Annotated in this window: 11 protein-coding genes; 9 read left to right on the top strand and 2 right to left on the bottom strand. The window is 46.2% G+C overall.

From position 1 onward, the window contains the following. A partial coding sequence (locus KW93_RS02405) for an SDR family NAD(P)-dependent oxidoreductase (protein ID WP_327078706.1) occupies nucleotides 1-890 on the top strand: 890 nt, incomplete at its 5' end. Between the two features lie 80 nt (nucleotides 891-970). Here the strand turns inward: KW93_RS02405 and KW93_RS02410 are convergent. Further along, complete coding sequence (locus KW93_RS02410) at nucleotides 971-1939, bottom strand: sugar phosphate isomerase/epimerase family protein (protein ID WP_033541365.1); 969 nt, start codon at nucleotides 1937-1939, stop codon at nucleotides 971-973. A 199-nt stretch (nucleotides 1940-2138) separates the two neighbouring features. Between KW93_RS02410 and KW93_RS02415 the strand changes: the two genes are divergently transcribed. From KW93_RS02415 to KW93_RS02435, 5 genes are all read left to right on the top strand, one after another. Beyond that, a complete protein-coding gene (locus KW93_RS02415; RefSeq protein ID WP_033541366.1) occupies nucleotides 2139-3128 on the top strand; it encodes a LacI family DNA-binding transcriptional regulator in 990 nt (329 codons plus the stop codon). Nucleotides 3129-3242: 114 nt separating this feature from the next. Next, nucleotides 3243-4223 (top strand): substrate-binding domain-containing protein, encoded by a 981-nt coding sequence (locus tag KW93_RS02420; protein ID WP_033541367.1) that lies wholly within the window; start codon nucleotides 3243-3245, stop codon nucleotides 4221-4223. 75 nt (nucleotides 4224-4298) lie between these two features. Further along, nucleotides 4299-5816, top strand: coding sequence for a sugar ABC transporter ATP-binding protein (locus KW93_RS02425; protein ID WP_052131439.1), 1518 nt, complete (start codon nucleotides 4299-4301; stop codon nucleotides 5814-5816). Beyond that, nucleotides 5809-6783, top strand: a complete 975-nt coding sequence (locus KW93_RS02430; protein ID WP_033541368.1) for an ABC transporter permease — start codon at nucleotides 5809-5811, stop codon at nucleotides 6781-6783. Before KW93_RS02425 ends, KW93_RS02430 begins: the two co-directional genes overlap by 8 nt. A 12-nt stretch (nucleotides 6784-6795) precedes the next feature. Continuing rightward, nucleotides 6796-7884: a Gfo/Idh/MocA family protein gene (locus KW93_RS02435; protein WP_052131440.1), complete on the top strand. Its 1089-nt coding sequence runs from the start codon at nucleotides 6796-6798 to the stop codon at nucleotides 7882-7884. 50 nt (nucleotides 7885-7934) lie between these two features. On the opposite strand, the gene KW93_RS02440 is transcribed toward KW93_RS02435, so the two are convergent. Continuing rightward, on the bottom strand, nucleotides 7935-8789 hold the full coding sequence (locus tag KW93_RS02440; RefSeq protein WP_033541369.1) for a GNAT family N-acetyltransferase: 855 nt from the start codon (nucleotides 8787-8789) through the stop codon (nucleotides 7935-7937). A 391-nt stretch (nucleotides 8790-9180) separates the two neighbouring features. On the opposite strand from KW93_RS02440, the gene KW93_RS02445 reads away from it, so the two are divergent. The 3 genes from KW93_RS02445 to KW93_RS02455 all read left to right on the top strand — a co-directional run bounded on the left by KW93_RS02445 (nucleotide 9181) and on the right by KW93_RS02455 (nucleotide 12099). Continuing rightward, entirely contained in the window at nucleotides 9181-10320 is a 1140-nt protein-coding gene (locus KW93_RS02445) for a M14 family zinc carboxypeptidase (protein WP_052131442.1), read from the top strand. A gap of 121 nt (nucleotides 10321-10441) precedes the next feature. Further along, nucleotides 10442-11188, top strand: coding sequence for a phosphatase PAP2 family protein (locus tag KW93_RS02450; protein ID WP_033541371.1), 747 nt, complete (start codon nucleotides 10442-10444; stop codon nucleotides 11186-11188). 41 nt (nucleotides 11189-11229) lie between these two features. Beyond that, complete coding sequence (locus tag KW93_RS02455; protein ID WP_033541372.1) at nucleotides 11230-12099, top strand: PPK2 family polyphosphate kinase; 870 nt, start codon at nucleotides 11230-11232, stop codon at nucleotides 12097-12099. Nucleotides 12100-12295 lie beyond the last annotated feature (196 nt).

The raw sequence follows: 12295 nt of genomic DNA on the forward strand, positions 1-12295 counted from the left end.
TCTGCGCAAACAAATCGGCGCCGCCTCATGTTTGCCTCATTTCCAAAAGGGAAAAGAGGCATAAAAACAAAATGGGAGGAGAAATCACGATGGCTTTATTCGCAAAAGACGCTTTGGCGCATAAACATGTACTCATTACAGGCGCGACGGGCGGAATTGGATACGAAACAGCGAAAGTGGTCGCCGCCATGGGAGCGAAAGTGACGATTACCGGAAGAAATGAAGAGAAGCTAAGTGAATTGGCGAATAAGTTGTTAAAAATAACAAATCAAGAAAATATTTCTGTTCAATCTGCAGACCTGACCCGAAATGAGGACAGGCTGAAGCTGATAGCCGGTGCTGAAAAAGCGCACGGTTTCATAAACGGCCTCGTCAACTCTGCCGGAATCTCCGGCGGCAGGACAGTGGAAGAACTGGATGAGGAATTCATCGAAAAGCTGATGAATTTGAATTATAAATGCACATTTTTGCTGACCCAGGAGATTTACCGCAAAATGATGGAACGGAAAGAAGGCGACATCGTGAACCTGGCGAGTTTGTCAGGACTGCGTGGGACGCACGGCAATACAGCGTATGCCGCGAGCAAATTCGCGGTCGTCGGCTGGACGCAATCAATGGCGCTCGAGGCGATCGAATATGGAATCCGCGTCAACGCGGTGTGTCCGGGATATGTCGATACGGAAATGGCCCGCAGCAGCATCCGAAGAAAAGCGGAACGAAAAGGCGTTTCTTTTGAGGAAGGCATGAAGGAAGCAGAAAGCAGCATTCCTGCCGGCCGTATCTCCACGCCTGAAGAAGTGGCAAATACGATCGCATTTCTCCTGAGTGATGCGGCAAGAAATATTGTCGGTGAGTCGGTCAAAATTTCCGGCGGCAGTGTGATGCGTTAAAAATAGGAAAAGAATATAAAAACAAGCCGCCACCCCTTTAAAAGGGATGGCGGCTCTATTTTTACCTGGAAATTTTCGGACTACGTCCACCACATTTCTCCAACTGATTCTTTTACCATAACCGGCTTCAAATTTTCAACCGCTTTGGCAAAACCTTCGTCAATGGACATCAGCCCGTCTTCATGTTCGATGCTGACAACGTAATCGTAACCATGCAGCCGCAGCGCACTGATGATGTCGGCCCATGTTTTCTGGTCATGGCCAAAGCCGACTGTGCGGAAATACCAGGCGCGGTCACGCATTTGGGAATAATCGGTCATGTCGGTCAAGCCATTGCGGTTCATGTTCTGCTGGTCGATGATGGTATCTTTGGCGTGGAAATGGTGGATGGCATCTTCACTTCCAAGTATTTTAATCGCTTCGACCGGATCAATTCCCTGCCACCACATATGGCTTGGATCGAGGTTGGCGCCTATCGCGGGACCGCATGCCTGACGAAGCTTCAATAGAGTTGAGGGTGTATGTACGGAAAAACCGCCATGCAGTTCCAGTCCGATTTTTACATTCAGCGACTCCGCCAGATCATTTTTTTCTTTCCAGTAAGGGATCAATTTTTCTTCCCACTGCCACTTCAGAATTTCCTGGAAGTCATTGGGCCAGGCTGCCACCGGCCAATTTGGATAGAGGGCATGTTCATGGTCGCCGGGGCACCCGGAAAAAGTATTGACGACAGGCACCCCGAGCTCAGACGCAAGCTGCAGAGTTTTTACCAGGATTTCATCTGCCGCTTCTGCAATTTTTTTCTGTGGATGAAGTGGATTGGCGTGGCAGCTTAATGCACTGACAGTCAATCCATATTCGTTGATTTTCTGTTTGAATTGCTGCTGCAGTTCTGTGTTGCCGAGTAATTCGTCCAGATTGCAGTGGGCGTTGCCCGGGTAACCACCTGTTCCCAGTTCCACCGCTTCGACTCCCTGAGCTGACACATGGCTTAACATCTCTTCGAAATTCCTATCGGAAAACAGCACTGTAAAAACGCCTAATTTCAATAGAATGACCTCCTTATAAAATGTCAGAAAATACAGTTATGTAATCCATTACATTTCTAACATATATAAATACTGCTGATAAATCAATAGAAAAAAACAAAATAAAAAATTCGTTGACAGATAATTCGGAACATATTAGTATAAAAATGTAAACGATTTCATTGCTGATGTGCAAGGGATTGGGGAAAGTGGGAGTGGCATGGCGAACATTCAACAGGTGGCAAAACAGGCCGGTGTATCAGTTGCAACCGTCTCACGGGTATTGAACGGGCAGAATTCGGTTTCAGTCAAAACGAAACTGAAAGTCGAGGAGGCGATCAGGCAGCTGAATTATGAACCCAGCATGCTGGGGCGCAACCTGCGCAATTCAGAAAGCAGAATCATTTTGATTTTGATTCCGTCCATTTCAAATCCGTTTTATCTTGAAATCATTAAAGGCATAGAAAATATTGCCATCAGCCACAATTACAATATCTTATTGTGTGAAACGGATTCCGATCCGAAAAAAGAGGATATCTATTTCGATCTTGTGAGAAAAAAGATGGCGGATGGAATCATTTCGATGGACCCGGCAGTCAATGTTGATACGCTGAAAGAATTGGCAAAAAAATATGCAATTATCCAATGCAGTGAATACGGTGGAGGCATCGGCATACCTTACGTCACAATCGATAACGAGGAAGCTTCATACAGAGCGGTAAAACACCTGCTCCAAATCGGGCACACTAAAATTGCCCTGATGAACACGGACGAAAAATTCCTGTATGCCAGGGAACGGAAAATGGGGTACCAGCGGGCATTGCAAGACCATGGCATATCGGTAAAAAACGAATACGTTTTCTATACGCAGGATCTCGGATTTGAAAACGGGCAGCAGGCAATGAGAAAAATCCTGGCAATTGATGACCGGCCTACCGCTGTCTTTGCCGTTTCAGATCTTTTGGCAATAGGTGCTTTGAAAGAAATTAATGCGGCCGGCTTAAATGTGCCTGGGGATATGGCAGTAATCGGATTTGATAAGATCGATTTTTCCAATATGACCAATCCGACACTGACTACGGTTGCACAGCCAATGTATAAAATGGGGACTGCGGCTGCAAAAATGCTGATCGAAAAAATCAAGGGAGGAAATGTGGACAGCGTCATTTTGGATTTTGAACTGGTAATACGCGAATCGACGGCTGGCTAAGCATGAAGGCCGGCGCTCTGTTATTAACCTATTGATGCCGGAGCGCTGGCCTTCAGTGTAAATGTAATCGATTACATTCAAGGGAGCTCTTATCACAAACAAGGGGGAATTGTTTTGAAGAAGTATTTGATCTTATTACTGGCATTGATCGCTGCACTGGTTTTGGCTGCTTGCGGTGATGAAGGGGATTCAGCGGACGGGGGAGAGTCCGGCGGAGGAGATGAGGATACATTAACAATAGGGATTTCATTGCCATCTGCGACTCACGGCTGGATGGGTGCATTGATTGATAATGCAGAACAGCAGGCAAAAGAACTTCAGGAAAGTGAAGGCATTGAATACGTCATGACCAATGCTGAAGATCCGAACACACAGGCAAATGATGTGGATGATCTGATTGCCCAGGGAGTAGATGTCATCGTCATGCTGCCGATTGAATCCGCTGCGTTAACTCCGGTCGGCCAGAAAGTGAAAGATGCGGGAATCCCTCTCGTCATCGTCGACAGAGAGCTGGAAAATGATGCCGCAACTGTTGTCGTCAAAGGGGACAATGAAGGAATTGGCATCAACGCCGGTAAATATTTCATTGAGCAATTGAATGGCAAAGGAAAAGTGGTCGAAATCAGCGGGCCTCCAAGTTCTGTTACAGAACAGCGCGGATCCGGCTTCAAAGAAGCGATTGATGGCCAGGAAGGAATGGAAATCATCGCATCGCAAAGCGGCGATTTCTCCACTGAAAAATCATTGGAAGTCATGCAGAATATCCTGCAGGCCAACCCGGAAATTGATGCGGTCTTCACACAGGATGATGGTATGGCACTTGGTGTTCTGCAGGCGATAAAAGAAGCAGGCCGCACAGATATTCAATTTGTGACTGGTGCCGGTGGAGCGAAAGGCGTGTTTGAAGACATCCAGAACGATGGACTGATGTCTGCTACGTTCCTTTACTCCCCGACCATGGTTAGAGATGCAGTCCAAATTGCAGGGGATATTGCGCAAGGTAAAGATCCGGAAGAAACGATAGTCATCAAAGAAGCTACTCAAGTGACAGAGGAAAATGTGGATGAATATTACGACCCGGAATCGAAATTCTAAAACAAACTGCAGGAAATACAATGCGATCATCCGACTGCTTGTATTTCCTTTTTTCCTATATGAGGAGGGATGAACATGATAACTGGCAGCCCTTTTATGGCAATGAAAAATATTGATAAATCATTTAATGGCGTTCCTGTATTGAAGAATGTGACGCTGCAAGTTGAAAAAGGGGAGATCCATGCTCTATTGGGGGAAAATGGCGCCGGCAAATCGACAATGATGAACATTCTTGGCGGTGTGCATAATCCGGATAATGGATCTATTTACATAGAAGGTGAAGAAGTGAAAATGGCGAATCCACGGATTTCACAGGAGCAGGGAATCAGTTTTATCCATCAGGAGCTGAATGTTGTCGCAGATTTGAAGGTATATGAAAACATGTTTCTCGGATCCGAGCTCCGCAATAAATTCGGCTTTTTGAATGTCGAACAGATGTGCAGGGAAACCCATGACGTCATGGAAACGCTGGGAGTGGACATCGACCCGAAAATTTATGTGCGCGACCTCGACACCTCCTATAAACAATTGATCGAAATCGCAAAAGCCCTGCTCCGCAAATCACGGCTGATCATCATGGATGAACCGACGACTTCACTGGCAGAGCACGAAGTAAACCGGTTGTTCGAATTGATGAAAGGATTAAAGAAATCAGGCGTATCAATTATTTATATCTCCCATAAATTGAAGGAAATCAAAACGGTATGCGACAGTTTCACGGTTTTGCGGGACGGGGAATTGATCGGCACTGGCAGTATGGAAGACCAGGATCCGGAGACGATCACCCGGATGATGGTCGGAAAAGCCGTCTCCCAGGAACGTTATGTCCACGACAATCCATTTGGTGACACTATACTGGAAGTTACCGGTCTGTCTTGCGAAGGGCTGTTCAAAGACATCAATTTTTCATTGCGCAACGGAGAGATTTTGGGTTTCACGGGTTTGGCAGGAGATGGCCGGACGGAGCTTTTTGAAACGCTTTTTGGATACCGGAAAAAATATACCGGCCAAGTAAAGGTAAAAGGAAAACCGGTCGCCATTGACCATCCGCGCAAAGCATTGCGGGCGGGCATCGGATTTGTGCCGAAAAACCGCAAGGAAAATGCCATCATCAAAGATCTGAGTGTTATCCATAATATGAGTCTGTCATCCATGGGGAATTTTGAAAGCAAAGGTTTTTTGCAGGATAAGATGGAGAAGGAGCGGTTCCAGCATTATAAAGGCATTCTAAATATTAAAGTGCATAATCCTGAAGTTACAATCGATAAATTGAGCGGCGGCAATCAGCAAAAAGTGGTGATTGCAAAGTGGCTGGAAGCACAAACGGAAATCCTGATTTTTGACAATCCGACGCAAGGAATCGACGTTGGGGCAAAACAGGAAATCTATCAGGAAATCGTAGCGCTTTCCGAGATGGGGAAAGCTGTGATTGTACTATCCTCAGAAGCGCAGGAAGTGATCAAGGTCTGCCATTCAATAAATGTCATGTACCAGGGCGAAATTACTGCTCGTTTTGATGGAAAAACAGCAAATGAAGAAGAAATTATGCATTATGCAACCGGCTCGAAAAGGGAGGCTGAAAAAATTGGCTAATACCAATGCAAAAGAATACAATCCAAAATCTTCGTCCACAAAAAGCCGCCTCTCGTGGCTCTGGTCAGAATACAGCGTCATCATCGCTTTTGTCATTATTTTTATTGCGTCTGCCATCCTGAGTCCAAGATTTCTGGACATGAACAATCAATTGAATATCTTAATGCAGGTTTCCATCATCGGCATCATCGCGATGGGGATGACCGTCGTCATGCTGTCAGGGGGAATTGACCTGTCAGTAGGATCGGTCCTTGCTCTGGCAGGCGTCGTTTCAGTATTGGCGCTGAATGCCTCCGGAAGCATTCTGGTTGGCATATTCATCGCCTTGCTGGTGGGATCATTCGCCGGTTTCCTGAACGGACTGATGGTGGCGAAAGGAAGGATCGCTTCCTTTATAGCCACACTCGGAATGATGGCGGCAGCCCGGTCAATTGCGCTGTATATTGCAGATGGCGGCAGTGTATCCGGCCAGGTTACCGGATTTACGGCAATCTCGAACAGTGATCTTTGGATATTCGATGTGCCTGTCATCATATTTTTCATCATGACAGCAGCCGTTTATGTGCTCATGCACAAAACACGTTTCGGCCGTTATGTGTATGCACTCGGGAGCAATGAAAAAGCAGCGTTGCTGTCGGCAATCCGCGTAGACCGGATCAAAATCGGCGTTTATACACTGATCGGTGCGCTGGTGGGAATTGCCGCTGTAATCGAAACCTCCCGGTTGAATTCGATTTCTTCATCTAGCTCCGGATCTCAGTATGAACTTGATGCCATTGCAGCAGTAATCATCGGCGGTACGCGGATGACAGGCGGCCGCGGCAAAATAATCGGAACGCTGTTCGGCGTGCTGATTCTCGGCATCCTGAATAATATGATGAACTTGACGAATGTCTCCCCTTATCTTCAAGGGTTTGTCAAAGGGCTGATCATTATCATTGCGGTCGTTTTCCAAAAGAGGGAATAGGAGGGATTATAGATGGGGATGAAAGTGGGCATCATTGGCTGCGGGTCCATTACGAAAATGCGCCACGCACCGGAGTATACGGAAAATCCGTACGTGGACGAAATCGTCTTTTACGACAGGAATATCGATCGTTCGGAAGCGCTTGTGGAATTATTTGGAGGAAGCATCGTCCATACAGTAGAGGAACTGTTTGAAGATCCGGATATTATAGCCATCAGTGATTGTTCTTCTAATGAAAACCATCATCTTTTTTCAACAAAGGCATTATTGAGCGGTAAGCATGTTTTATGTGAAAAACCGATTTCACTGACAGTTGAACATGCTGAAGAAATTGTCGCAGCACAAAAAAAATCTGGTAAAAAACTGATGGTGGACCATAATCAGCGTTTTACGCGTGCCCATCAGAAAGCGAAAGAAATCCTGCAGAGCGGAGAACTCGGCAGGGTGCTGACTTTCAGAACGACATTTGGCCACTCAGGTCCGGAGCAATGGGGAATCAATAAAACCAATTCCACGTGGTTCTTCAAAAAAGAACGCTCAGGTTTTGGAGTGGCCGGAGACCTGGGGATTCACAAAATCGATTTGGTGCATTTCCTGCTGGACGATGAAATCGAACAAGTCAGCGCATTCCAGGGAGCGCTTGATAAAGTCGATGAGAATGGGGATCCCATTGAAGTCTGCGACAATATAGTGTGCAGCCTGAAAACGAAAAAGGGCCATTTAGGAACTGCCAGTTTTTCGTGGACCCATTACGGGGAAGAAGACAACAGCACTATCGTTTATTGTGAGAAAGGGATCATGAAGATTTACAACAGTGTGGACTATCAAATTGAAATTATCAAAAATGACGGCATCAAAATCAACTATCAACTGGAAAGCATCCAAACCAATGATAATCAGACGAACAGCGGTGTAATAGATGCCTTCATAGACAGCATAAGGCTTGACCAGCCGCCGATTGTGTCAGGAGAAGATGCACTTCTTTCATTGAAGGTCATCCTTGGGATCTTTGAAGCAGCGGAAAACGGTACAGTAGTTAAAATTGACACAGAAGTGCACCTGTCACCTGAAGATTCAGGTACAGCAAACATCAAAACATAAAATTAACAGCCGCAGCTTTCAGTTTTTTGAAAGCTGCGGCTGTTTTGTGTTTACCGTCCTTTGCCGAATAAAATCCATGGCGACGGCAAAGAGAATGGATGGTTATCCGGAAGCTGTGCTGCCTGCTGTTTCGTCAAATCCATCCAGATGCGGGCTCCGCCGGGGAGTTTTTGGGCAAGTTCCTTATGGGCGAATGATATGGTGTCCCACAAGGCGTTTTGAACCATCAAATCGTCGAAAGGGTAAATTGCCTGCAGAAAATAATATTTTTTGACATCCTTTTTTGTAATGAGTACCCGGTCACCGCTGGCGTTTTCGAAGAAATTCCAGGCTGCGATTTGGCTGTCTTCAAACATTTCTTCTGAAGCGGGAAAAGGGTAATAGCATTCATATGGAAAAACGGCTGAAGACTCCACGAAAAGCCGTCGGAGCCATTGTCTCTTCTCCGGAATATTGTCTATGCGGCGCCAGACCGGCTGCCCATTTTCCAGTCCGCTAAGATTTCTGGCAGTGGCACCATAGCTGACGTGATGCTCAGCGAGACCGATTTTTTTCAGCACGCGCTGCGCCGGAATATTTTCTTCCTGCGTATTTGCGCCGACCCATGAGATTTCCGGGATTTTGAAGGCTTCTTCAAGCACAGCCTTCATCAGCGTGGTGGACAGGTCATTGCCGCGAAAGCGAAGGTCGCTGCGCATGCGGCCGAGCATCGCGTATTGTTTAGCAAATATCGTCAAACCGCCGACACTGACGAGCTGCTCATCGTTGAACAAGCCGAAAAGTTTATTATTGCCTGTGGAAATCCGGTCGAAAACGCGGATGACATAATCATCTTCAATACCGGTTTCCATCGCTTTCAATTTTGGCAGATCATCTATTGTCAATGTACGAATCAGCTTTTCCATGAAAGAACCCTCCCTGCTGCATTATATTGATTTTATTATAAACATCAAAAACCCGAAGCGCATTCCGGAAGGTGACTCATATACTGAATAATTATTTCGACCTAAGAAGATATTGTTTAGGGAGTCGAATTATTTAGTGGGAAACTCAACTATAGTCCTGCAAATTTCAGGAAATTTTTAAAAATCCATTACTAAAGAATTGAAAATTCAAAATATATTTACAATTAAAATTTGCTTTGGTATGCTGATTCCATTCTTAAGGAAAAGGACAAAGGAGGGCAGAACGGCAGGGCCACCGCGTAAAATAATCCATACTGGAAAAGGAGCGATTTTATTGAAAAAGAATTGGACGGGTACTTTAGGCGTTTTGGGATTGTGCGCAGCACTTGCAATGCCGGTTTATGCAGCTGAAACTGAAACAAAACCGCAGACGCATCATCATGATTATGGAATTTCAGGCTTTATCGATCATGCGGAACTGACAAAGACCCTGCTTCAGCTGGAAGCGAAAAGTAAAGGCGCTGTCCAGGTGGACGTGGCCGGAAAATCGTTTAACGGCCTGGATATCTATACGGCACGGGTCGGAACCGGAGATAAGGTTTTATTGATTCAAAGTGAAATCCATGGCAATGAAAAAACAGGGACAGTCGCCATCCTCAATTTGCTTAAGAGTTTGTCCAATAATTCAAAGCAGACAAAAGAGCTTTTGGAAGAAGTGACAGTCGTCTTCATGCCGATGATGAATCCGGATGCGTCTGAAGCGGACAAACGCCGCAACAGCATGACCTGGGCTGATGCAGTGGAAGCTTATCCGCAATTGGCAGGAGCAGCCCCTTCCTGGAATTATCTTGACCGGGGCGTCAGCCAAAGTTATGACTATGCCGCAAACCCGGGCTTTGATGTAAACCGCGATTTCAATCCTGATCTGGATTATGTGGCGGAAGCTGCAGATTTCCCGGGGGCTTCGAATCAGCCGGGCTGGTTCATCACTCCTGAGTCGCAAACTTCCCGCGATGTCTATAAAGCGCTGCAGGATGAGTTCGGCAATGTCGATGTCTTTGTTGATCTTCATCACCAGGGGCTCTATTATGTCGATGGCACGCCTGATCCGGTGACGCTGTCGCTGTCCGCCCAATTTGTTCCGGACCCGAGCTCGTCCGAAGGTGCAAAATATGCGGAGTACGCCGATAATTATAATTATGATTTCTCACGCCAGCTGAACTTGCTTGCCTATAACGAATTGCAGTCATACGGCAATTCGAAGTTCACGAATATCTCGCTTTATTCCCAGGGACTGGATCTTCCGGGAACTGCCCTTGGTTCTTATGCATTGAACGGCAGCGGAACTGTCCTCTTTGAAGTCAGAGGCCAAACACAGATGATGGGCCAGAAAGAAAAAGGCCAATTATCAAAATCTGTGGAACGCGGACTTTCTGCCATCATAGAAGGTGTAGCTGACGGTTCAGTGGCTGAATTGAATCCTGAAGACTACGAAGATATCCCCTTGACTGCCTACCGCCCGACCAATTAAAGAATTGCTGACAAAACTGCCTGAATTTCCGGCAGTTTTTATTTTTGATGGTTTTGGCGTCTAACGGACCGGCTGCCGGGTATATAAAGGGATAGAAAAAAGTTGGGGGAGAGGAGATGTGATGAAAGAAAATACAAAAATCAGCATCACTTTACTGCTGCTGCTCAGCGGGCTGGCGGCAGCCGGTCTGTTCATCATCTTATTTTCGGAGCTGGCGGATGAAGTGATGAGCCGGGAATTCGGGATATTTGACGGGTTCATCATCAATCTGATCCGGGTCAATCAAAGCCCGGCTTTGGACTCCATTATGTTATTCATAACAGAACTGGGCTCCGTCTGGTTTTTGGCACTTGTGACGATCAGTGTTGCTGCGTGGCTGTGGTTTAAGGACAATGACAGGTGGAGCGCCTTTTTTCTTATCATTGCATCAGCGGCTGGAGGTTTGCTGAACAGCCTAATGAAAAGTTTTTACGGCAGGGAGCGCCCATCGATCAATGAAGCAATCGATGCAACCGGCTTCAGTTTCCCCAGCGGGCATTCAATGGGATCTTTTATTCTTTACGGTTTTATTATTTTTCTGGCAATCAGAAAGCGGCAGAAGGAATGGGTGCAATGGACAATTTCAATCAGCCTCGCTGTTCTGGTGGTGTTGATTGGCGTAAGCCGCATTTATCTGGGGGCACATTATCCCAGTGATGTGGCTGCCGGTTTTATTGCCGGGACGATCTGGCTTCTGCTTTGCTTAACTGCCCTTGAGTGGATCAACTGGCAAAGCGGCAGCGGTGTCCGACCCATCAAATGGCTGCGGAATATGCTGCGGAGCGGCTTGAGAATAGTCTCGGGCCGGACAGGTGCCGGGAAAAAGTGAGTAACATCATGATTAAAGAAACTCGAATGGAGGCATTTTCGATGAACACAGACAAATACCGCATAAAGGCCGATAAGGAAATCCGTCTGGCAGATTTCAGTACAAACGAAAATGATGAGGTTGATCAACGGGAGCTCGAAGAGAAACTTATTCCGGATGCAGTCCGGAAATTGAAGGAATTGCATATGAAGCTGAATGCGGAAGAACAGAAAGGCATCCTGGTGGTGCTGCAGGCAATGGATGCAGCCGGCAAAGACGAGGCAATTTCGTATATCTTTTCAAATTTGAATGCCCAGGGGCTGCGAACCACGACGCTCGGCAAACCCACAGAAGAAGATCTGAGCCATGATTATCTCTGGCGGATCCATAAAGGGCTGCCGGCACGAGGGGAAATAGGAATTTTAAACCGGTCACATTATGAAGAAGTCATCGCACCGAGAGTCCACGATCTGCTGAAGGATGAACCCTTGCCCGATGAACTTATTGATGAAAAGATCTGGCAGACCCGTTTCCGACAAATCAATGATTTTGAACGGTATTTGAGTGAGAACGGTTTTCCGGTCGTGAAGTTCTTCTTTAATGTATCAAAAGAAGAGCAGCGCAAGCGTTTGCTGAAACGAATGAAAGATCCTCAGAAAAACTGGGAGTTCTCGTTCAGTGATGTCGAAGAACGGGAGCATTGGGATGAGTATCAGAAGATCTTTGAAGATATGCTGAATAATACCTCAACCGAGTACGCCCCGTGGTATGTCCTGCCGGCTGATAATGAACAGTATTCCCGCTATATTATTGCAATAGTCATGAATGAATTACTGGAGAATCTGGACCCCCAGCTACCAGTGATCAGCGGGGAAGAGCAGGAAAAACTTGAATACTATATCAGAAAGCTTGAAGAAGAAGGGGAAGAATAATGCATGAAGTTAAAAGGCTGCCGGAGAGACAGATCTCCCGGCAGCCTTTTTCATCATTTATGGATAAGAAAGTATAACTTTTCATAAGAAGATTTTTAGAAAAAAGTGTTTCCTTGTCCTGACTCCAACGCCCAGACTCTCGGATCATAAGCCACTTTGTGTCTAGCTCCAGTGCCTAGCTCTTCGGGATATAAGT

Origin of the sequence: Planococcus sp. CAU13 (assembly GCF_000775575.1) — a bacterium.
Taxonomy (GTDB): domain Bacteria; phylum Bacillota; class Bacilli; order Bacillales_A; family Planococcaceae; genus Planococcus.